A 21,910-nucleotide genomic window follows, 5' to 3' on the forward strand; every position below is an offset into this window, starting at 1 on the left:
ATTAATTAACAACTTGCTTTGCTTTACGTTGAGGTAACCTCATCCCATAGACAAATCAAAAAAGTGCCCGCAGCGGACACTTTTTATGTCCGCGGACATGTAAAACAACAAGGGTAAAGTTAAAAATCAAATAAATTCAATAAGATAAAAAATGGCATGCTATTCGAATACAGCATAACTATATAAATTTTGAGGTTGTTCGAATGTTTACTATTGGCTTATTTTTAATTTCACCAATTATTCTGTTTATTGCCTCGCTAATGATTACTGTGTTTGAAAAACACTAAGAGAATGAATAATGATTAAAGACACTAGCGGGCAAGACACGCAAATCTCACGACCTATAAATTTTAAAAAATACATCAGGCTGTTTATATTTATTGTGGGCCTAGTTGCTCTATGTGTATATGCACTATTAAATGCTGATCAAGAAGGTACTATCTCGGTTGATAGAGTAAGCCTACAAATAGCCACGGTGGTGCGCCAATCGCTAATACGCGATGTTGCAGCCAGCGGTAAAATTGTGGCCGCCAGAGCACCAAAAGTTTACAGCCCTGAACGAGGCTTTGTTTCATTGAAGGTTAATGCTGGTGACTCAGTAAAACTGCATGATGTAATAGCCATGGTTGATAGTCCTGAGCTCACAAACGAATTAAAGCAGCAACAGTCTGTTTTAGCTCGTCTTGAGGGCGAGCTACAACGTAAACACCTTGAGGCACGCCGCCAATCATTAAGCTTAAATAAAGCACTTGATCTAGCACAAGTAGAGTTAAACGCTGCCGATAGAGAAAATCGCAGAGCGGCCTTATCAATGCAAAAAAATGTGATCAGTCAAATTGATCACGAAAAAGCCATTGATGAGCTTGCCCGTGCAAAACTCTCTTATAAACATGCAGAGCAAGAAGTTGAATTGTCCAAAGATACACTTGCTTTTGAACTACAGGCCGCTAAACGAGATGTCACTCGTCAACAACTGATTGTCGATGATCTACTTCGTAAAGTTAATAACTTAACAATTAAAGCCACTGTGTCAGGGATTGTAGGTAACTTACTAGTTCAACAAAGAGAAGCGGTAACACAAAGCCAACCATTAATGACTTTAGTTGATTTGAGTAATTTTGAAGCAGAGCTACAAGTCCCTGAAAGTTATGCAAATGAGCTTGGTTTAGGTATGGACGTAGAGATAACAATGGGCGCTAGCAAAGTGATGGGCGCCCTCTCTGCCATTTCACCAGAAGTAAATAATAGAGAAGTCACAACGCGTGTACGTTTTGACAAAGACATGACGGGTATCAGACAAAACCAACGATTAACAGCACGTATTTTATTAGAAAATCGTGACGATGTTTTACAAGTTAAGCGTGGGGCATTTTTACAACAAGGCGGTACACAGGTTTATAAAATTACCGGTGATACAGCTCAGCTCATTGATATTTCAATTGGTGCAACCAGCATTAATGCGGTTGAGTTAATCTCAGGGGTTCAAGCTGGCGATGAATTGATTATCTCAAGCTATAACAGTTTCAAACACACACACACATTATTACTTCGCTAACAATCGCGTAGAACCAAACAACAAAAGGAAAAAGCATGTTAAAGATGAATAATATAAGTAAAGTATATCAAACAGAAATGGTTCAAACCCATGCATTACGTGATTTTAATCTACACGTTGATGAAGGCGAATTTATTGCTGTTACAGGCCCTAGCGGATCAGGAAAAACGACCTTTTTAAATATAGCTGGAATGTTAGAACCCTTCTCTGCAGGTGAATATTTACTTGATGGAATTGATGTAGGTAAGTTAAACGATAACCAGCGCGCAGATTGTCGAAATCAAAAAATAGGCTTTATCTTCCAAGGGTTCAATTTAATACCTGACTTAAACTTATATGAAAATATTGAAGTACCGCTACGTTATAGAGGTATTAAAGCCGCAGAGCGTAAACGTCGCATTGAAAAATGTTTAGAACAAGTTGGTCTTGCCTCTCGGGCAAAACATTTGCCACAGCAACTCTCTGGCGGACAGCAACAACGAGTAGCCATAGCACGCGCGCTTGCTGGCGAGCCACGATTTTTACTTGCCGATGAACCAACCGGTAATCTCGACAGCCTTATGGCTCGTCAAGTAATGGAGCTGCTTGAACAAATCAATCGCGATGGCGCGACCATCATTATGGTGACCCATGATCCTGAGCTTGCTCGCAGAGCGCCAAGAAACATTCAGGTGGTCGATGGACAACTTGCCGACTTTACGCTGTATCAAGGCGCACAAAACCTTAAAAATGTTGCAGGAGCGTAAGCCATGCTATTACATTACCTCGATTTAAGTTGGCGTAGCTTTAAGCGCACTCCTCTGGTGAGTTTCTTAATGGTGCTGGCGATTGCCATTGGGATTGGTGTAACCATGACCAGTTTAAGCGTTTATCATATGATGTCAGCAGATCCGATCCCGCATAAAAGCAGTCAATTGTATAACGTACAATTACAAACCATGGATGAAGGTCACACGTGGTGGACGGGTGACGATATCCCCATGCAATTGACTTATCAAGATGCCGTAAATTTACATAATGCGCCTACTCCAGATAAAAAAGTGGCCATGATGCGCACTGGCTTCTCGGTGTATTTAGACTCAGATAAAGTTAAGCCGTTTACTGGTGAAGCACGCATGACCACACCCGATTTTTTTAGCATGTTTGATGTGCCATTTATTTATGGCGGTGTGTGGAGTGTACAACAAGAGCAATCTGCAGCCCCTGTTTTGGTGATTTCAAAAGAGCTGAACGATAAGTTGTTTGCGGGTAAGAACTCCATCGGCAAACTAGTCTATTTGGATGACGATAGCTACCAAATTGTCGGTGTTATTGATGACTGGCCCCTCAACCTTAAATATTACGATTTAAATAACGGCGCTTTTGATAAAATAGCAGACCTATTTTTACCCTTTAGTTTAATTAAAGCAAAAGAGCTCACCAGCTGGGGCAATAGCAATGGCTGGAAACATGAAAATATAAATACCTATGCCGATAGATTGCAATCGGAAATAGTGTGGATCCAATTTTGGGCTCAGCTTGATACACCAGAGCAAAAAACCGCTTACGGTGATTACCTCACCTCTTACATTGAAGAGCAAAAAAAACGTGGCCGCTTCACGCGAGAGAAACCTGAATATAGCCTACGTGATGTAAACCAATGGATGGAATACAACAATGTCGTTAGTGAAGATAACAAAATACTGGTTAGTTTAAGCTTTATGTTTTTAGCGGTGTGTTTAGCTAATATTTTAGGATTATTACTAGCAAAGTTTTTACGCCGTGCTCCAGAAGTCGGCGTGCGTCGAGCACTCGGGGCAAGTAAGCGACAAGTCTTTCTACAGCATTTAGTAGAAGTAGCCATGCTTGGTTTTATCGGCGGGTTGCTCGGTATTGTACTTGCACAAATTGGCCTTCTCGGGGTAAGGCAAAGTTACGAATATTACAAAAACATAGCCACGATGGATTTAGCCATGTTATTAAGTGCCCCAGTTATCGCAATAACTACTTGCATTATTGCTGGGCTTTACCCTGCTTGGCTAGTGTGTAAAACCAACCCTGCCATTTACCTTAAGAGCCAATGAGGAGCTAATCATGTTAGAAATAAAACCAATATTTCATTCCCTTTGCCGCTCAAAGGTAGGCGCAATATTACTTTTAATTCAAATTGCAATTACGACAGCCATTGTCAGCAATGCGGCGTTTATCATTCAAGATAGAATCGCTTTTTTAAACCAAGAAACCGGCTATCCAGAGCAAGACTTGTTTAAGTTCAATGTGATGACCTTTGGGAAAGACGTTGATGCTAGCCAGCAGTTTGAACTAGATGAAGCCATGTTAAGAGCCCTACCAGGGGTTGAGAGTGCAGCGCAAAGTAGCAGTATTCCGTTATCTGGTAGTGGCAGCGCTTCCGGCTTTAATTTAAAACCTGCACCACAAGAAAGCAAAAATGTGCGCACTGCTTACTTTTTTATTGATGAGCACGGCCTAGACACATATGGCGTAAAATTAATTGCTGGGCGTAATTTTACTGAGGCTGAAGTACTCATTACAAATTCACCGACAGATAGAACAACTAATGTCACTGTCGTTACTGAGGCGTTAGCCAATGAGCTTTTCCCTGAGGGCAATGGCCTTGGTAAGACCGTTTATTTTGGTGACTTACCCCTACAAATTATTGGGATCACAGCGCCAATGAAAGGCCCTTGGCTAAAAGATAGTCACCCCAATAATGTCGCGCTTATTCCGTATATTCAAGGCAAAACTTACGCACAATTTGCTGTAAGAACAAAGCCAGGACAACGCGCAGCTGTAATGAAACAAATCGAAAATGCGATGCTAAATAATTATAGCAAGCGGGTGATCAACAATATTAAAGGTCTTGATGAACTTAAAGATCAATATATGGCTGCAGATAAACTTATGATGCGTATGTTAATTGTGCTCATAACCATACTGGTATTGGTAACCGCACTGGGCATTTTTGGTTTGACGCTATTTAATATAAACAAACGTACCAAGCAAATTGGAACCCGTCGTGCTTTAGGCGCTCGTAAATCTGCAATTGTTAATTATTTTTTAGTTGAAAATGCGCTGATTTGCATTGCTGGCTTATTTTTAGGTGCTATTTCAGCACTTTTACTCGGTCAGTTATTAATGCAACATTTTTCAATAGCGGCATTACCATCAAGTTATATTGCTGTCACGGCAGTCATGGTGTTTACAATGAGTCTTTTGGCTGTATTTGGCCCAGCTAAACGCGCGGCAAATATTTCGCCGAGTATCGCAACCCGAACCATATAGCACAGCTCCCAACCTATGCTACACTGGCTAAACGCGGTGTAGCATTTTCAATATTTAAATAATAATAAACAGCGATTAAATTAACATGGAAAAAATACTTATCGTTGATGATAATCCTGCAATTTTAGATGCTTTGTCATTATTGCTAGAGATTCACGACTATAAAGTGGTTACTGCAAATAGCCCATTTGAAGCTATTCAAATTGTGCAATACCAGCGTATTGCACTTGTACTTCAAGATATGAACTTTAGTAACGACACAACTTCAGGAGAAGAGGGAAAGTTACTCTTTTATCAACTTAGAGAGCTAAATCCCCATCTGCCCATTATTCTGATCACTGCATGGACTGAGCTTGAAACAGCCGTTGAACTTGTCAAAGCCGGTGCGGCTGATTATTTACCAAAACCATGGGATGATGCCAAGCTTCTTACCTGTGTTAATAACCTAATTGAACTAGGAAAGACAAAAAAACAAAATCAAACCTTATTGCGCCACCAGCAAGAGCGTGAGGCATCTATAGAAAATGCTAATTTAGTAGGTTTAATTTATCGCAGTACGGCCATGGAGCAATTAGTTAAAATGGCATTACAAGTCGCCAAATCTGATGTCTCTGTATTAATAACAGGCCCAAATGGCAGTGGTAAAGAGCGCATAGCACAAATTATTCAAGCAAACTCACCTCGCCAAAATGCTGCGTTTATTACGGTCAATGCAGGTGCCCTTCCCCATCAACTAATAGAAGCAGAATTATTTGGTGCAGAAGCAGGTGCTTTTACAGGGATCACAAAACAAAGGATTGGTCGATTTGAAGCGGCTGATGGTGGCACATTATTTTTAGATGAAATAGGTAATCTCCCTTTATCAGGACAAATGAAGCTCCTACGGATTTTACAAACGGGAGAATTCGAGCGCTTAGGTTCAACCCAGACCCGAAAAGTTAATGTCCGTGTAATATCAGCGACCAATGAAAACCTAACAGATGCAATCAGCAAAGGGCTGTTTAGAGAAGACTTATACTACCGCTTAAATGTAATTGAACTTAACCTGCCAAGTCTTAATCAGCGACCGGATGACATACTTCCTCTTATTCGTCATTTTTTAGTAGAACGTGAGCTGGACTTACAATGCGAAAACCTACTTTTAGCCCATTCATGGCCCGGTAATGTTCGTGAACTTGAAAATGCATGTAAACGTGTCAGTGTGCTCAAACCCAGCGGTGAGATAAGCATCGACGACTTTGGTTTAACTCCTATTACGCCTCAAACACACACTCAAAAAGTAGAGCCTAACAAACAACAAATTGAGGATGCCATGCGTTTACATAAAGGGGTGATTGCCAAAGTAGCACGTGAGTTTGGACTCAGCCGACAAGCACTCTACCGTCGTCTTGATAAGTTTGAGATTGCCTACTGATGAAAAAATCAAGATACCGCTTCTCTTTAACTTCTAAAGTGATTTTAGTATGTGTATTTTCCTCTGTGATCCCTGTTTTTATCTGTTGTTGGCTGCTGGGTGTTGACGCTATAAAAACAACAGTAAGTGTTATTTTCACAGCCACTCTAAGTAGCTTATTGGCTCATCGACTCAGCGGTAAACTGGTCCAAGGTATTACTTCATTAGAAACTGGCTTATTAAATTTTAAAGATGGGGAACTATCGACTTTACTGGCCTATAACCATAATGATGAATTAGGTCATTTGTGTCAGCTTTACAATCAAACTGCAAAGCAATTAAGACAAGAAAAGCAATGGGTTTACCAACGAGAGTTGATGCTTGATAAAGTATTACAAAACGCCCCTCAAGCTGTATTATTGGTAAATGACAATGATTTTATTGTTTATAGTAACCATAGTGCGAGAGATTTTTTTAATGCAAGTACAGCCCTTGAAGGCGAGAAAATCTCACCATTATTGTCTAAAGCCCCACAGCAAATAATTAATGCCGTTAATAAAGGCGTAGATGGTTTATTTATTCTCGATAAAGCAGAACAAGAACCGCAAACATGGCACCTTTCAATGGGTCGCTTATTGCTTAACAACCAACACCACAGGTTGTTTGTATTTAAACAATTGACCCGCGAATTGAGCCGCCAAGAAGTTGAAGTTTGGAAAAAGGTTATTCGGATCATTAGCCATGAACTTAATAACTCACTAGGTCCTATGTCATCCATGTTACATAGTGCACAGCTGTTAACGCAGAAAGTGGATGAACCTCGTTTACAACGCGTTTTCACAACCATTGAAGAGCGAATAAAGCATTTAAACGAGTTCGTTCAAGGCTATGGAAAGTTTGCTAAACTACCACCACCTAAAATAACAACGGTTGATTGGCGTTCATTACTCGATCAATTACAAAGCCAATGGCAATTTAATTTCGACCTTCAAAAAGATATCATCACACGAGCCGATAAAACCCAAATAGAACAATTGCTCATTAACCTGTTGAAAAACGCACATGAATCAGAGTCGCTAGCAGAGCATATTAGTTTAAAAATAACACAAGATAGCCTCGGCACTCATATTAATGTGAGCGATCAAGGAAAAGGCATGAGTGAAACGGTTATGGCCAGTGCGCTTATCCCTTTTTATTCTACCAAGGTGGCAGGAAGTGGATTAGGGTTGGCACTGTGTCGAGAAATTGTTGAAGCCCATCATGGGCAAATTAGCCTGCATAATCGTGAAATCGGCGGGATCAGTGTTTTTGTAAGTTTACCCTGAGAACTGCTTATTTTAGAATGAAAACTTGCCCAATTTAGGGGCAATTCAATCGCGCTCTAAAGCATGTGACCTAGTCAGCTACGTAAAAACGAGTAAAGCTGCCTTCTCACTCCTTACTTTTAGCGTATAAGCAACAAGAGTAAATAATTTATAGACATAAAAAAAAGCTGCAAATTGCAGCTTTTTTTACCTAAACGCTTATTCAGCGTCTGCAGGTTTATGCTTTGCAGCTGTTTCTGCGATCAGTGGTTGTAATTCACCACGTTGAAACATTTCAATGATAATGTCACAGCCACCAATTAACTCACCTTCAACCCAAAGTTGTGGGAAGGTAGGCCAGTTAGCATACGCAGGAAGCTCTGCACGAATGTCTGGATTTAGTAAAATATCTACATAAGCAAACGGTTCACCACACGACATTAACGCTTGTGATGCTTGTGAAGAAAAACCACAATTAGGCAGTTTTGGTGATCCTTTCATGTATAAGATGATTGGGTTTTCAGCAATTTGCTGTTTAATTTTATCGATGGTTTCCATTTACAACCTCAAAATGACGATAGCGAACACATTAGGCCTTGAAAAAGTTTCACTGTGGCCTCAGATATATAGATTAAAATAGGCAATTAAAGCCTCAATCTTAATTAGCTTTAGCAAGAGCATTGCTGTTTGCTAAAACTTGAGTAAAATACTCAACAATTATAGTAACACTATATTCCTGTTTGGTATAGATAAGTGCCCTGTTTGCGCAGGCATTACGTATTACTAAATAGACTATCAACCAAAAGAAGATGGAGATAAAAAATGGCATTTGAACTACCGTCACTACCGTATGCAATTGATGCACTTGAGCCACATATTTCACAAGAAACGCTAGAGTTTCACCATGGTAAACACCACAACACTTATGTGACTAAACTTAACGGTTTAATCCCAGGCACTGAGTTTGAAGGTAAGTCACTTGAAGAAATCGTATGTTCTTCAGAAGGCGGTGTATTTAATAACGCTGCTCAAATCTGGAACCACACTTTCTACTGGAACAGCCTATCTCCAAATGGCGGTGGCGCTCCAACAGGTGCAATTGCTGATGCAATTAACGCGAAATGGGGCTCATTTGATGCATTTAAAGACGCGTTAAACGACAAAGCAGTAAATAACTTTGGTTCAAGCTGGACTTGGTTAGTTAAACTAGCTGATGGTTCACTAGACATCGTTAATACATCTAACGCTGCTACACCACTAACAGATGCAGGTGTTACTCCAATCCTAACTGTGGATTTATGGGAACACGCATACTACATTGATTACCGTAACGTGCGTCCAGATTACCTTAAAGGTTTCTGGTCACTAGTTAACTGGGAATTCGCGAACGCTAACTTCGCATAATTAGTTTAATACTAGTTTTAAAAAGACGCTTAGGCGTCTTTTTTTATGCCCGCTACTTTATTTGATTATGGTTGTACGTAGGTTGTTTTATAAAAGCGCATCTTGATCATTTTTCATATAAATTTTTAATTTTATTGCACAAAAAATGAAATTCGTGACTAGACTTTAGATAGTGAATACATCTTCAAAGTAGGTTTCGGAGGTCATTATGACTATTTTTGATCACTACCAAGCACGTTATGAATCAACACAAGAAGAAGAGTACAGTGTTGCTGAATTCCTCGAAATTTGTAAAACCGATAAGTCTGCTTATGCCAGTGCACCTGAAAGGTTACTGATGGCCATTGGCGAGCCTAAAATGGTAGATACTGCTACCGATACTCGCCTAAGTCGCTTATTTTCAAATCGTGTTGTTGCACGTTACCCAGCATTTGCTGACTTTTATGGCATGGAAGACGCTATTGAACAAATTGTGTCTTATCTAAAACATGCAGCACAAGGCTTAGAGGAGTGTAAACAAGTACTTTATTTACTCGGCCCTGTGGGTGGTGGTAAGTCATCAATTGCCGAAAAATTAAAGTATTTAATGCAACAAGTACCTATCTACTCCATTAAAGGCTCACCAGTTAATGACCATCCGCTGGCATTATTTGACCCCATTGAAGATGCAAACCTGCTCGAAAAAGAATATGGAATTAAGTCACGCTACCTTAAAACAGTGATGTCGCCATGGGCCGCAAAACGCTTACAAGAATTTAATGGTGATATTAGCCAATTTAGAGTGGTTAAACGCTTCCCATCAATTTTAAATCAAGTAGCGATTGCTAAAACAGAGCCCGGCGATGAAAACAACCAAGATATTTCGGCTCTTGTAGGTAAAGTAGATATCCGCCAGCTTGAACACTTTGCGCAAAATGATCCTGATGCGTACGCTTATTCAGGCGCATTATGTTTAGCTAACCAAGGCTTAATGGAGTTTGTGGAAATGTTCAAAGCACCGATAAAAGTGCTACACCCGCTTTTAACAGCCACACAAGAAGGCAACTATAACGGCACAGAAGGCATAAGCGCCCTGCCATTTAATGGCATGATACTCGCCCACTCCAACGAGTCAGAATGGCAAACCTTTAAAAACAATAAAAACAACGAAGCTTTTTTAGACCGTGTTTATATTGTTAAAGTCCCGTATTGCTTAAGAGTGACCGAGGAGATTAAAATTTACGATAAGCTGATTGAACACAGTGAGCTTTATAATGCTCCATGTGCGCCAGGAACACTTAAAATTTTAGCTCAATTTACCACTCTCTCGCGCTTAAAAGAGCCAGAAAACTCTAGCATTTACTCAAAAATGCGGGTCTACGATGGTGAAACACTCAAAGATACCGATCCGAAAGCTAAGTCATACCAAGAATATCGTGATTACGCTGGTGTCGATGAGGGCATGAACGGTCTTTCAACTCGTTTTGCGTTTAAAATTTTATCTCGCGTATTCAACTTTGATACCACCGAAGTGGCCGCCAACCCAGTACATTTGTTTTATGTACTTGAGCAACAAATTGAACGAGAACAATTTAGTGCCGAGGTTGAAGAGCGTTATTTAAGCTTTTTAAAAGGCTATTTAATTCCACAATATGTTGAGTTTATAGGTAAAGAGCTGCAAACCGCCTATCTAGAATCGTACTCGGAATACGGACAAAATATTTTTGACCGCTACGTTATTTATGCTGATTTTTGGATTCAAGATCAAGAATATCGCGACCCTGATACAGGGCAATTGTTTGACCGTGATGCGCTTAATGCTGAGCTCGAAAAAATTGAGAAACCGGCAGGTATTTCAAATCCTAAAGATTTCAGAAATGAAATTGTTAACTTTGTACTACGTGCTCGCGCTCACAATAATGGTAAGAATCCGCTATGGACGAGTTATGAGAAACTACGCACTGTTATTGAGAAAAAAATGTTCTCAAACACCGAAGACTTACTCCCTGTCATTTCATTCAATGCTAAAACATCAGCTGAGGATCAGCAAAAGCATGAGGACTTTGTTAACCGTATGGTTGAAAAAGGCTACACGCAAAAACAAGTGCGCTTGCTATCTGAGTGGTATTTACGGGTTAGAAAATCGCAATAACCTTCATAATTGCAGTTTTTAGGAGGTCATTATGGCGCATTTTATCGACAGGCGTTTAAATGGCAAAAACAAAAGCACAGTTAACCGCCAGCGTTTTATTAGGCGTTATAAAAAGCAGATAAAAGAAGCGGTGTCTGATGCGATAAATAAACGCAGCGTCACCGACTCTAGCTCTGGGGAGAGTATATCTATTCCACAGCGTGATATTAGTGAACCTACTTTTCATCAAGGTAGAGGCGGTAATAGAGAGCAAATACATCCAGGGAACGATCAGTTCTCTACTGGTGATAAAATTGAGCGACCTAAAGGTGGACAAGGCGGTGGCGCGGGCGAAGGTGAAGCGAGTGATTCTGGCGAAGGCCAAGATGATTTTGTTTTCTCAATTTCTAAAGACGAATATCTTGATTTGTTATTTGAAGATTTAGAACTCCCTAATTTACAAGAAAATCAGCTCGATAAGCTCGTACAAATGAAAACCCACCGCGCTGGGTTTTGCAGCGACGGTATGCCCAGTAATATTGACGTAGTGCGTTCATTACAAGGCTCTTTAGCTCGTAGAATTGCAATGACCGCAGGAAAAAAGCGCCGCCTTAGTGAACTTGAGGGGCAATTAGCACTACTGCTTGAACAACCACACTGCGACAAAGCCGCTGTGACATTGTTGCAACAAGAAATCGACATTCTAAAGCAGCAAATTAAATCGGTACCCTTTATTGATAACTACGATTTGCGTTTTCGTAACTATAATAAACAACCACACCCAACCAGCAAAGCAGTAATGTTTTGTATTATGGATGTATCCGGTTCAATGGATCAAGCCACCAAAGACATGGCAAAACGCTTTTATATTTTGCTTTATCAGTTTTTAACTCGCAGCTATAAAGACATTGAGGTTGTGTATATTCGTCATCATACTCAAGCTAAAGAAGTTGATGAACAAGAGTTTTTTTACTCCCAAGAAACGGGCGGTACTATCGTTTCAAGTGCGCTTAAGCTGATGAATGAAATAATAGCAGAGCGCTATAATGCTGATGAATGGAATATATACGCAGCACAAGCCTCTGATGGTGATAACTGGGCAGATGATACCCCGCAATGTGGGCATATTTTACGTAACAAACTGTTAAGCGCAGTGCGATATTTTGCCTATATAGAAATTACTACCCGCGCCCACCAAAGTTTATGGCGCGAGTACCAAAGCATAAGCCAAACTCACAGTAATTTTGCCATCCAACATATTCAAGGTGTTGAAGACATTTACCCTATATTTAGGGAGCTATTTAAAAAAGGCCGTCAACAGCAAGGGGCTGCATAGCCAAAGCGAGGTAGCAATATGAATAACGAGCGAATCAGTGATGGGCCCGATTGGACCTTTGAGTTACTTCAGCAATATCAAGATGAAATTGCACGTGTTGCTGAGCATTATAAACTAGACACATACCCTAACCAAATTGAAGTGATCACTGCTGAGCAAATGATGGATGCTTACTCCAGTGTAGGCATGCCTATTGGCTATACTCACTGGTCTTACGGTAAAAAGTTTATCCAAACAGAACAAAATTATAAACGAGGTCAAATGGGCCTTGCATATGAAATTGTGATTAACTCCAATCCATGTATAGCTTATTTAATGGAAGAAAATACGCTGCCGATGCAGGCATTGGTTATGGCACATGCGTGTTACGGGCATAACTCTTTTTTTAAGGGGAATTATTTATTTAAAACATGGACTGATGCCGGTTCTATAATTGACTATTTATTGTTTGCTAAAAACTATATTAGCCGCTGTGAAGAGAAATACGGTATTTCTGAAGTAGAAAGCATACTCGACTCTTGCCATGCGTTAATGAGTTATGGTGTTGACAGGTATAAACGTCCGCAGCGTATTTCGTTATTTGAAGAACAAAAACGCCAGCAAGAACGGGCTGAGTACTTACAATCACAAGTTAATGAACTATGGCGTACCATTCCCTCTCAGCAGCAAGAATCAAAAAAAAGTGAGCGCCACTTTCCGCAAGAGCCACAGGAAAACATTCTGTATTTTATTGAAAAAAATGCTCCTTTACTTGAGCCATGGCAACGAGAAATCGTACGTATTGTGCGAAAAATATCGCAGTACTTTTATCCGCAAAAACAAACACAGGTTATGAATGAAGGTTGGGCCACTTTTTGGCACTACACTATTTTGAACCACTTATATGATGAGGGAAAACTAACCGACTCATTTATGTTAGAGTTTTTACAAAGCCATACAAATGTTGTGTATCAACCCCCTTATAATAGCGATTATTACTCAGGTATTAACCCCTATGCGCTGGGTTTTAATATGATGGTAGATATACGCCGAATTTGTGAAAACCCGACAGAAGAAGATAAACGCTGGTTTCCTGAACATGCTGGTAGTGACTGGCTTGAAACTCTTCACTTTGCAATGCAAAACTTTAAAGATGAAAGTTTTATTAGCCAATTTTTATCGCCAAAACTGATCAGAGACTTTAAATTGTTTACTATAGTAGACCATGCTAATAACCCACATTTACAAATAGGCGCTATTCATGACGATAATGGCTACAAAGCGGTTAGAGAGGCACTTTCTGCACAATATAACCTTAGTAATCATGAACCTAACATACAAGTTTACGATGTAGACTTGCGTGGAGATCGCTCATTAACACTGCGATATATCCCTCACAACGCCATTCCACTGGCCAACTCCCATGAGGAGGTATTAAAACACCTTTACAGACTATGGGGCTTTAAGGTAAAACTTGAACAGGAGTCAAATTCTGGTGATATTTCAACCATTGGTCAATGCCCAAGCGATGACTCACGCCATACAACAGAGTAAAAATATGCAGAGCGAACTGATTGTGAGTTTTATGCAGGTTATACTGTCTATATTTCTCCAATATTAAGAGATTTAGGCTTGGTTTTTTCTAAGGAACACGTTTGAGAAACGACCACAATCGCAGCAGGCCCTTATAACTGATAATAACTTGCGCGATAAGCTTCATATTAAAGCGGGATTACCCGAGCAGGTGATCTCAAGCTTAGCGGCTAAGCTTAATGCTGATTTAGTGATTATAGGCTCTGTAGGAAATGTAGGGATTAAAGCTAAGCTCATTGGTAATACTGCAGAAAAAATAATGCGTTTACTCAAAACTGAATTACTTATTTTACCTCCCAATTAAAAAATGATGCTTACGCATCATTTTTTATATCAGCATATACCGACACTTTATTTCGACCGGTTTCTTTTGAATGGTAAAGTGCTTTATCGGCAGCTTCAATCCAACGCTCATGATCTTTAAATTCGTTGTCAAAGCAGGCAATACCCACACTAATGGCCATATGCATAGTGTGCTCTTTGTATTTCGCTGGTGAGGTTTCGATTAATTGGCGTAAGCGCTCAGCAAATACGATAGCCCCTTGTTTATCGGTATCTAATAAAGTAACAACAAACTCTTCACCGCCGTATCGCCCAGCAATATCAGTTTCACGCAATGCAGTTTTAAGTAAACTCGCTATATGACGAAGTGCTTCATCTCCCGCACTATGACCAAAGTCATCGTTTACCTTTTTAAAGTGATCAATATCAAAAATTAATAACGAGCAGCAACCTTCACTGCGCTTAGTACGTAAAAATTCTTGATGTAACAAATGCTCCCAATGTCCTCGGTTTGCAAGCTGGGTAAGGCTGTCAGTTTGGCTTACTTGCTCTAATTTTTTGTTTAACTCTTCAAGCTCTTTTTTATTAACTGCAATATCCGTTACATCGTAGATAATAATACAAATATGCTCTACTTCCCCTCGTACATTCGTAAGTGGAATAAACGTGGCGTTTTGATACATATAATCCGCTTTACCTGTAATCGGTCGATAATTTTTAAAACGAAAAATATAAGGCTGCTGTTCCCAAATAGTAAATGAGCGATTTTTTAATACAAACACTGACTCTGCTTTACTTCTAAACCATTTTTCATCTATGGCTGGAAATAGATCAAACAAGTCTTTATCTTTTACTGCACTCGGTAACAGCCCAGAATGGTTTTCCATAAAGCCATTCCAAACGCACACCTTGTAGTCTCTATCAAGCACCACAAGGCCTACATCAACAGTATTAAACATGTCCATTAACCAATGGATTTCATTTAAATCTAAATCAGCTGGCATAAATATTTAATCTTCCAGTAGATAAGCAACTTTATATTTCAAAGTTTTAAGTGAATCTTCAGTAAAGAGCAACATTAAATCACAACTAATATCATGATTTTCAATACCGTAACTAATTTCTATGGCAAGTGTCCGTTGCCAACGCGACTTATTAGACTGAACAAGCTCAGAAACATCACGGTGCTGGCCCAATACAATGGGATGGCCTTGACTAAAGGTCATGTCGAGCTGCTTTGATAAGCCTGTTAATATAGCGCCAATTAAAATGTTACTTACATCCATTAGCAACTCTAACTCAACCCTGTCGTTTAATTCACCTTCGTAATTCATTAATGAGGCTATTTCTTTAAAACTAGAATCATTTAAAAGTAATAACGCCTCACCAGATACCCCGCCGCCAATAAAACCTTGGCAAATACCCGACGTAGTGTCATTGGTATCAACAGAGCTTAGCGCCATATTAAGCTCACTGACTTCTAAAACATTAACATTAGGAATGGGTAGCTTAACAAATACATTAAGCAGTCGTGCAAGTAGATCCCCTGCTTGGCCCATAGCAACATTAGTCAGCTCTTGGTATATATCACGAACATCAGGGTCAACTTGTTCACCTAAAGTGTGGGACAAACGTTCACGCAGTGCTCTATCTCTTATGCCATGGTGCTCTATAATGGCAGCGAGCTTTTCAGGGGAACATGGTTTTTGAATAAAGTCTATGGCGCCAAGTTCAAGTACACGTTGATGTGCGCTTGGTTGAATATCGCCCGATACCACCACAGTGAGCACGTCTAGTCCCTGATCTTTCATTGCTGCCAACACACCATAGCCGTCCATCTCTGGCATATTTAAATCAAGGAAAAGAATTTCAGGTTGGGCTTTGCTTATTTGTTTTATGCAGTCTACACCGTCACATGCAAATTCAATTTTAATATCCCAATCATCGGGTAAGGAACGAGCCAACTGGCGTCGTGCTAATTTTGAATCATCACATATTAAAACCGATGTTGACATACAATCTCACTATTTTAAAACTGGGTGTAATTTTAAGCGTGTAGAACAAGCCACGGATACATAAAAAATAATACCTATTTCTTATACATACATAGTAATCAATGTATTACTTATTTTCAATTTTAGGCAAAAATAAAGCTGTGGATTTTTCTGCTTGGTTACTTATCTACATTATAATACACTCACAACTATTGCGTTAATTTAAAAGGAAAAAACTCCATGCGTCGTACATTAGCTTTTGCATTAAGCCTATTTTGCTGTGCCAGTTTTGCCGCAGATTTACCCGAAAACACACTCGATGCAGGAAAAGTAACTGCACAAGGTAAGCCAGTTACCTTATTAGGGAAAGGCCTTAAAGTTGGTGAAGATGCCCCTAACTTTAAAGTAGTTAATGACAGTTTCACTGCTGTTACGTTAGAAGATTATAAAGGCCAAGCTGTATTAATTAGTGTTGTTCCGAGCTTAGATACCGGTATTTGTAGCTTACAAACTAAGCACTTTAATGAAAAAGTCGCCCAACAATTTCCAGGCGTGGCCATGCTCACTATTAGTGCCGATTTACCATTTGCGCAAAAGCGTTTTTGTAAGGCCGAAAATATCGATAAAGTAACGACGCTTTCTGATTCTGTATGGCGTGATTTTGGTCAACAGTATGGCTTAATCATTAAAGATATGGGATTACTTACCCGCTCTGTTTTTATTCTTGATAAGAGCCATAAGGTTATTTATAAGCAATTAGTTAGTAGTTTATCAACCGAGCCTGAATATGATAGCGTCATTGAAAAGCTTAAAATGCTTTAAAGGTCGAATTTCAGGAAATAAAAAACCGCTATAAAAGCGGTTTTTTTTATTCTGCTGTGTGGTTAAAAAATTAACCTAGTAGCTCAGCTAGTTGCTTGCTTACTGCTTCAACCGCTTGGGTACCATCTAATTTATGGTACTGAGTATTACCCGCTTTAGCTTCTGCTTGGTAGTAGTCAACCAATGGCATTGTTTGCTCATGGTAAATACCTAAGCGTTTACGAACTGTCTCTTCGGTATCATCTGCACGAATAATTAGTTCTTCACCTGTTTCGTTGTCTTTACCTTCCTCTTTTGGAGGATTGTAAACAACATGGTAAACACGGCCAGAGCCAGGATGAACACGACGTCCGCCCATACGCTCAACGATAACTTCATCAGCAACATCAAATTCAATAACGTGATCAACCACTACGCCATTTTCTTTCATTGCATCAGCTTGTGGAATTGTGCGTGGGAAACCATCTAGTAAGAAGCCTTTTTCACAATCTGGCTTGGCAATACGCTCTTTAACAAGGCCAATAATAATATCGTCAGAAATAAGCTGACCTGCGTCCATTACTTTTTTTGCTTCTAGGCCAAGTGGTGTGCCCTCTTTAATTGCAGCTCGTAGCATATCACCGGTAGAAATTTGTGGAATACCGTATCTATCCATTAAAAACTGAGCTTGAGTACCTTTACCTGCACCCGGCGCGCCCAAAAGAATAATGCGCATATCATTGTCCCCTAATATGAGAGTTTATTTTAAAGTCTGAATTCTTCCATAAGCGCTACAGATACTCAAGTAACTTATACTAATTGTCTAGGGTCTGTTGACCTTTGCGGATTAATATTTGTTCAAACTAGGGAGAATTTAATCGCGGCGCGGGGTTTGTCACCTGCTGGGCTAAGTAAAAACCGAGTAAAGCTTCCGCGTTCTGCTCACCCCCTGCCTACATCCATGTAAGCAACAAAGAGTAAATCGCCCTTAGGCAGAACCCTTCGAGCAGGGCATAAAAAAAGGGAACAGACGTTCCCTTTTTACTCAATCATTGATTTTTATACTTATTTGCTTAAATCAAGCATAAGTTTATTTAAGCGAGTTACAAATCCAGTTGGATCTTTAAGCGTACCGCGCTCTGCAAGCAAGGCTTGGTCTAGTAGTACATGTGACCACTGTGCAAACTTATCTTCGTCTTGTTCATCATTTAAATGCTTAACCAGTTGGTGCTCTGGGTTTAATTCAAACACAGGCTTAGCCTCTGGAACAGCTTGACCTACTGACTCCATTAGCTTTTGCATTTGCGAGCTCATGTCATTGTCATCACTCACTACACACGCTGGTGAGTCGGTTAAGCGGTGAGTAAAGCGTACATCTTTAACATCATCTCCTAATGCAGTTTTGATACGCTCAACCAAGCCTGCAACTTCTTTTTCAGACTCTTCTTGTGCTTTTTTAGTTTCTTCGTCATCTAGCTTACCTAAATCTAGATCACCGCGGGTAATTGACTGAAATTGCTTTTCGCCAAATTCCGTTAAATGGCTCATCATCCACTCATCTACACGATCGCTTAGCAATAATACTTCAATGCCTTTTTTACGGAAGATTTCTAAGTGTGGTGAATTTTTAGCAGCAATAAATGAGTCAGCAACCACATAGTAAATTTTATCTTGGCTATCTTTCATGCGCTCAATGTATTGCTCAAGTGAAACATCTTGAGTTTCTGAGTCGGTGTGCGTTGATGAAAAGCGTAATAATTTAGCAATGCTTTCTTTGTTGGCCGCATCTTCTGCAGGCCCTTCTTTCATTACCTGACCAAATTCATTCCAAAATGTTTGGTAATCATCGGCTTTGTTTTTAGCCATACGCTCAAGCATTTTAATAATACGCGACGTACACCCCTTGCGAATAGCTTGGGTAACTTTGTTGTCTTGTAAAATTTCACGCGATACGTTTAGTGGTAAATCGTTTGAGTCTAATAAGCCTTTAACAAAACGTAAGTAGCTTGGCATAAACTGTTCAGCGTCATCCATAATAAACACGCGTTGAACATAAAGTTTTAAACCACTTTGGCGCTCACGGTTCCATAAATCAAAAGGTGCTTTTTTTGGAATGTATAACAAACTGGTGTATTCAGTTTTACCTTCAACTTTATTATGTCCCCAGCTAAGCGGATCTTCCCAATCGTGGCTTACATGCTTATAAAACTCTTTGTATTCGTCCTCAGAGATTTCTGATTTGTCACGTGTCCATAATGCAGTTGCACGGTTAATGCTTTCCCACTCACCTGGAACAGCCGGAATTTTTTCACCATCTTCACCTTCAGACTCAGGTACTTCTGCCTTGTACATTTGTACTGGTGTAGAAATATGATCAGAGTATTTAGTAACGATACTGCGAAGACGCCATTCATCTGCATATTCATTTTCTTCTTCACGAAGATGTAAAATAATATCTGTACCACGGCCTTCTTTTTCGATTTCTTGTAGCGTGTACTCGCCTTCACCTTTTGACTGCCATTCAACCGCTGTAGTCTCTCCTGCTTTACGAGTACGAACAGTCACTTCATCAGCAACAATAAATGCTGAATAAAAACCAACACCAAATTGACCAATAAGCTGTGAATCTTTACTTTGATCGCCCGTTAAGTTTTTGAAAAATTCAGCCGTACCCGACTTAGCAATTGTGCCTAATGAGCTGATCACTTCATCACGCGTCATACCAATACCATTATCAGAAATGGTCACTGTGTTAGCGTCTTTATCGGCGCTTATACGTACGCGTAAATCTGCATCACCTTGATAAAGGTCACCGTTTGAAAGGGCTAAAAAGCGTAGTTTATCGGCTGCGTCAGATGCATTTGATACAAGCTCGCGTAAAAAGATTTCTTTATTTGAATAAAGCGAGTGAATCATTAAGTTTAATAGTTGTTTTACTTCTGTTTGAAAGCCTAATGTTTCTTTTTGTGCTGCAGTCATTTATGTATCTCCAATTTGCAAAGTGTCTGCGTTATGCACTTAATATGGGGTGAGCCGTGAGAAGTTCAAGTAAAAAAAATAAAAAACCCCATTCAAAGACACTTTAAAGGGCTTAATCAACTAAAAAGGCGTTGTGGCATGCCCGTGCATTGACTTATCAGTGCATGGATGAACAAAAAATAAATCGCTGGCATGCAATAATAATCGTTGAGCATCCAGCTCACTGCAATCATTTTTATATAAATCACATCCTAGTATAGGGTGGCCAAAAATTAAACTGTGAATTCTAAGTTGATGAGTGCGTCCAGTTATAGGAGTAAAATCGACCAAAGTTTTTTGCTCTTTGTTAAAGCGTTTAACCACTTTAAATTGAGTGCGCGAGGGTTTGCCGCTCTGGTGACAAATTTTCACTTTCGGAAATAACATTTTATCTTTTGCTATAGGCGCAGTAATTTCTCCCTGAGGCTCAGCAACCAATCCAAAGAGCATTGCGCGATATTGCTTTTTAACACTTCGGGATTGGAATTGCTGATTCAGTGCTTTAGCTGCTTGCTCGTTAAGTGCTACCACCATCACTCCGGAGGTACCTAAATCTAAACGGTGGGGTAATATCGCAGTAGGAAACGCTGCGGTAACGCCTTGTTGGCCATTAACAAGCCTATAGTGAACCGAATCCCAGTTAAGAGGGTTTTTACCCGACAAGCTCAACAAGCCGCTAGGTTTATTGATCAATAAAATATCATCATCTTGATAAATAATTTTTATGTGTTCATGGCAAACAGGTGCGATAAAGTCATCAACAATCACATTAGCACTTTGGGTTATTGCAGCCATACCATCCTTAAGTTTTTGTTTATATTGCAATTAAAGCCAACAAAAAAGCCTACAGCATGTATGTAGGCTTTTAAAGTAAGTTCAAATAGTTAAGCTTAAAATAAACTATTCATGGCTGACTAAGCGCCTGCCACTAAATGCATGCATTAAGGTTGTGCCATCGACTAAATCAAGCTCGCCACCCACAGGAATACCATGAGCTATTCGCGATGCACCCACTTTGTATTTATGACAAAGCTGGGCAATATAATGAGCCGTTGTTTCACCTTCAACCGTAGGGTTAGTGGCTAATATAACTTCATTAATACCGCCATGGGCAAGCTTTTGCTCAAGCACGTCTAGACCAATTTCTTTAGGCCCTATACCATCAATCGGTGACAAATGTCCCATTAATACAAAATAGAGTCCTTTGTATTGGCCTGTTTGTTCAATCGCTAACACATCTGTAGGCGACTCAACCACACATAAAATACCACTGTCTTGACGCTTAGTGCTTAAGCAAATATCACATTGCGCTTGCTCGGTAAACGTGCGGCACGACTGACAATGCCCTACAGCCGTCATCGCTTTTGTTAGCGCATTCCCAAGCTGAGTGCCACCTTTGCGGTCGCGCTCTAATAAATGAAATGCAATGCGCTGAGCAGATTTCGGGCCAATACCTGGCTGACAACGAAGTGCTTCTATTAGCGATGTTAAACTATCTGAAAGTTGCATAGTTGCTTAGAACGGCATTTTCATACCAGGTGGTAATTGCATACCGCCTGTTACTTTGCCCATGCGCTCTTGAGTTTCTTCAGCAACACGGCGAACAGCATCATTACACGCTGCTGCAAGTAAATCTTCAATCATGTCTTTGTCATCTTCCATTAAGCTTTCATCAAGCTCAACACGACGAACATTGTGGTTACCAAGCATAGTTACTTTCACTAAACCAGCACCGGCTTCACCAACCACTTCCATTGTTGCGATTTCTTCTTGGGCTTTTTGCATGCGCTCTTGCATTTGCTGCGCTTGCTTCATCATGTTACCCATTCCACCTTTAAACATAATCGTCTCTCTTTCTT

At 39.9% G+C, this 21,910-nt stretch carries 20 protein-coding genes; 12 read left to right on the plus strand and 8 right to left on the minus strand.

Annotation, left to right across the window (positions count from 1 at the left end; all coding sequences use genetic code 11):
• Positions 1–298: 298 nt before the first annotated feature.
• The 6 genes from ACNSN2_RS08395 to ACNSN2_RS08420 all read left to right on the plus strand — a co-directional run bounded on the left by ACNSN2_RS08395 (position 299) and on the right by ACNSN2_RS08420 (position 7,555).
• Positions 299–1,555, plus strand: a complete 1,257-nt coding sequence (locus tag ACNSN2_RS08395; RefSeq protein WP_010388611.1) for an efflux RND transporter periplasmic adaptor subunit — start codon at positions 299–301, stop codon at positions 1,553–1,555.
• 35 nt (positions 1,556–1,590) lie between these two features.
• Positions 1,591–2,301 (plus strand): ABC transporter ATP-binding protein, encoded by a 711-nt coding sequence (locus ACNSN2_RS08400; protein ID WP_010388610.1) that lies wholly within the window; start codon positions 1,591–1,593, stop codon positions 2,299–2,301.
• Between the two features lie 3 nt (positions 2,302–2,304).
• Positions 2,305–3,618, plus strand: coding sequence for an ABC transporter permease (locus tag ACNSN2_RS08405; protein ID WP_418607002.1), 1,314 nt, complete (start codon positions 2,305–2,307; stop codon positions 3,616–3,618).
• A gap of 10 nt (positions 3,619–3,628) precedes the next feature.
• On the plus strand, positions 3,629–4,837 hold the full coding sequence (locus tag ACNSN2_RS08410; protein ID WP_418607004.1) for an ABC transporter permease: 1,209 nt from the start codon (positions 3,629–3,631) through the stop codon (positions 4,835–4,837).
• 85 nt (positions 4,838–4,922) lie between these two features.
• Positions 4,923–6,251 (plus strand): sigma-54-dependent transcriptional regulator, encoded by a 1,329-nt coding sequence (locus ACNSN2_RS08415; protein WP_010388607.1) that lies wholly within the window; start codon positions 4,923–4,925, stop codon positions 6,249–6,251.
• Complete coding sequence (locus ACNSN2_RS08420) at positions 6,251–7,555, plus strand: sensor histidine kinase (RefSeq protein WP_418607008.1); 1,305 nt, start codon at positions 6,251–6,253, stop codon at positions 7,553–7,555. Before ACNSN2_RS08415 ends, ACNSN2_RS08420 begins: the two co-directional genes overlap by 1 nt.
• A 198-nt stretch (positions 7,556–7,753) precedes the next feature.
• On the opposite strand, the gene ACNSN2_RS08425 is transcribed toward ACNSN2_RS08420, so the two are convergent.
• A complete protein-coding gene (locus ACNSN2_RS08425; RefSeq protein WP_024602947.1) occupies positions 7,754–8,092 on the minus strand; it encodes a Grx4 family monothiol glutaredoxin in 339 nt (112 codons plus the stop codon).
• A gap of 264 nt (positions 8,093–8,356) precedes the next feature.
• On the opposite strand from ACNSN2_RS08425, the gene ACNSN2_RS08430 reads away from it, so the two are divergent.
• From ACNSN2_RS08430 to ACNSN2_RS08450, 5 genes are all read left to right on the plus strand, one after another.
• On the plus strand, positions 8,357–8,938 hold the full coding sequence (locus ACNSN2_RS08430; RefSeq protein WP_010388603.1) for a superoxide dismutase: 582 nt from the start codon (positions 8,357–8,359) through the stop codon (positions 8,936–8,938).
• Positions 8,939–9,146: 208 nt separating this feature from the next.
• Positions 9,147–11,069 (plus strand): PrkA family serine protein kinase, encoded by a 1,923-nt coding sequence (locus ACNSN2_RS08435; protein ID WP_010388602.1) that lies wholly within the window; start codon positions 9,147–9,149, stop codon positions 11,067–11,069.
• 31 nt (positions 11,070–11,100) lie between these two features.
• Positions 11,101–12,384 carry a YeaH/YhbH family protein gene (locus ACNSN2_RS08440; RefSeq protein ID WP_010388601.1) on the plus strand — a complete coding sequence of 428 codons (1,284 nt, stop codon included), beginning with the start codon at positions 11,101–11,103 and terminating at the stop codon, positions 12,382–12,384.
• An 18-nt stretch (positions 12,385–12,402) separates the two neighbouring features.
• Positions 12,403–13,917, plus strand: coding sequence for a SpoVR family protein (locus ACNSN2_RS08445; protein WP_418607010.1), 1,515 nt, complete (start codon positions 12,403–12,405; stop codon positions 13,915–13,917).
• 148 nt (positions 13,918–14,065) lie between these two features.
• On the plus strand, positions 14,066–14,260 hold the full coding sequence (locus tag ACNSN2_RS08450) for a universal stress protein (protein WP_418607012.1): 195 nt from the start codon (positions 14,066–14,068) through the stop codon (positions 14,258–14,260).
• A 10-nt stretch (positions 14,261–14,270) separates the two neighbouring features.
• On the opposite strand, the gene ACNSN2_RS08455 is transcribed toward ACNSN2_RS08450, so the two are convergent.
• Positions 14,271–15,242, minus strand: coding sequence for a sensor domain-containing diguanylate cyclase (locus ACNSN2_RS08455; protein ID WP_010388598.1), 972 nt, complete (start codon positions 15,240–15,242; stop codon positions 14,271–14,273).
• A 6-nt stretch (positions 15,243–15,248) separates the two neighbouring features.
• Positions 15,249–16,253, minus strand: a complete 1,005-nt coding sequence (locus tag ACNSN2_RS08460) for a response regulator (protein ID WP_418607014.1) — start codon at positions 16,251–16,253, stop codon at positions 15,249–15,251.
• A gap of 219 nt (positions 16,254–16,472) precedes the next feature.
• Between ACNSN2_RS08460 and tpx the strand changes: the two genes are divergently transcribed.
• Entirely contained in the window at positions 16,473–17,054 is a 582-nt protein-coding gene (gene tpx / locus ACNSN2_RS08465) for a thiol peroxidase (protein ID WP_055012934.1), read from the plus strand.
• 70 nt (positions 17,055–17,124) lie between these two features.
• On the opposite strand, the gene adk is transcribed toward tpx, so the two are convergent.
• The 5 genes from adk to ACNSN2_RS08490 form a co-directional block, all read right to left on the minus strand.
• Positions 17,125–17,769, minus strand: a complete 645-nt coding sequence (gene adk, locus ACNSN2_RS08470) for an adenylate kinase (RefSeq protein ID WP_008468042.1) — start codon at positions 17,767–17,769, stop codon at positions 17,125–17,127.
• Positions 17,770–18,098: 329 nt separating this feature from the next.
• On the minus strand, positions 18,099–20,012 hold the full coding sequence (gene htpG / locus ACNSN2_RS08475) for a molecular chaperone HtpG (RefSeq protein WP_054201119.1): 1,914 nt from the start codon (positions 20,010–20,012) through the stop codon (positions 18,099–18,101).
• A gap of 120 nt (positions 20,013–20,132) precedes the next feature.
• Entirely contained in the window at positions 20,133–20,846 is a 714-nt protein-coding gene (locus tag ACNSN2_RS08480) for an RluA family pseudouridine synthase (RefSeq protein WP_418607016.1), read from the minus strand.
• Positions 20,847–20,951: 105 nt separating this feature from the next.
• Positions 20,952–21,560, minus strand: a complete 609-nt coding sequence (recR, locus tag ACNSN2_RS08485) for a recombination mediator RecR (protein WP_010388591.1) — start codon at positions 21,558–21,560, stop codon at positions 20,952–20,954.
• 6 nt (positions 21,561–21,566) lie between these two features.
• Positions 21,567–21,893 carry a YbaB/EbfC family nucleoid-associated protein gene (locus ACNSN2_RS08490; RefSeq protein ID WP_010388590.1) on the minus strand — a complete coding sequence of 109 codons (327 nt, stop codon included), beginning with the start codon at positions 21,891–21,893 and terminating at the stop codon, positions 21,567–21,569.
• Positions 21,894–21,910: the final 17 nt, after the last annotated feature.

It is taken from the genome of Pseudoalteromonas sp. US3C1013, assembly GCF_048401115.1.
GTDB lineage: Bacteria > Pseudomonadota > Gammaproteobacteria > Enterobacterales > Alteromonadaceae > Pseudoalteromonas > Pseudoalteromonas undina.

Bases quoted from the DNA above. Each gene is read 5' to 3' on its own strand.
- ACNSN2_RS08395 (WP_010388611.1), top strand. From the start codon at position 299: ATGATTAAAGACACTAGCGGGCAAGACACGCAAATCTCACGACCTATA.
- ACNSN2_RS08400 (WP_010388610.1), top strand. From the start codon at position 1,591: ATGTTAAAGATGAATAATATAAGTAAAGTATATCAAACAGAAATGGTT.
- ACNSN2_RS08405 (WP_418607002.1), top strand. From the start codon at position 2,305: ATGCTATTACATTACCTCGATTTAAGTTGGCGTAGCTTTAAGCGCACT.
- ACNSN2_RS08410 (WP_418607004.1), top strand. From the start codon at position 3,629: ATGTTAGAAATAAAACCAATATTTCATTCCCTTTGCCGCTCAAAGGTA.
- ACNSN2_RS08415 (WP_010388607.1), top strand. From the start codon at position 4,923: ATGGAAAAAATACTTATCGTTGATGATAATCCTGCAATTTTAGATGCT.
- ACNSN2_RS08420 (WP_418607008.1), top strand. From the start codon at position 6,251: ATGAAAAAATCAAGATACCGCTTCTCTTTAACTTCTAAAGTGATTTTA.
- ACNSN2_RS08425 (WP_024602947.1), bottom strand. From the start codon at position 8,092: ATGGAAACCATCGATAAAATTAAACAGCAAATTGCTGAAAACCCAATC.
- ACNSN2_RS08430 (WP_010388603.1), top strand. From the start codon at position 8,357: ATGGCATTTGAACTACCGTCACTACCGTATGCAATTGATGCACTTGAG.
- ACNSN2_RS08435 (WP_010388602.1), top strand. From the start codon at position 9,147: ATGACTATTTTTGATCACTACCAAGCACGTTATGAATCAACACAAGAA.
- ACNSN2_RS08440 (WP_010388601.1), top strand. From the start codon at position 11,101: ATGGCGCATTTTATCGACAGGCGTTTAAATGGCAAAAACAAAAGCACA.
- ACNSN2_RS08445 (WP_418607010.1), top strand. From the start codon at position 12,403: ATGAATAACGAGCGAATCAGTGATGGGCCCGATTGGACCTTTGAGTTA.
- ACNSN2_RS08455 (WP_010388598.1), bottom strand. From the start codon at position 15,242: ATGCCAGCTGATTTAGATTTAAATGAAATCCATTGGTTAATGGACATG.
- ACNSN2_RS08460 (WP_418607014.1), bottom strand. From the start codon at position 16,253: ATGTCAACATCGGTTTTAATATGTGATGATTCAAAATTAGCACGACGC.
- tpx (WP_055012934.1), top strand. From the start codon at position 16,473: ATGCGTCGTACATTAGCTTTTGCATTAAGCCTATTTTGCTGTGCCAGT.
- adk (WP_008468042.1), bottom strand. From the start codon at position 17,769: ATGCGCATTATTCTTTTGGGCGCGCCGGGTGCAGGTAAAGGTACTCAA.
- htpG (WP_054201119.1), bottom strand. From the start codon at position 20,012: ATGACTGCAGCACAAAAAGAAACATTAGGCTTTCAAACAGAAGTAAAA.
- ACNSN2_RS08480 (WP_418607016.1), bottom strand. From the start codon at position 20,846: ATGGCTGCAATAACCCAAAGTGCTAATGTGATTGTTGATGACTTTATC.
- recR (WP_010388591.1), bottom strand. From the start codon at position 21,560: ATGCAACTTTCAGATAGTTTAACATCGCTAATAGAAGCACTTCGTTGT.
- ACNSN2_RS08490 (WP_010388590.1), bottom strand. From the start codon at position 21,893: ATGTTTAAAGGTGGAATGGGTAACATGATGAAGCAAGCGCAGCAAATG.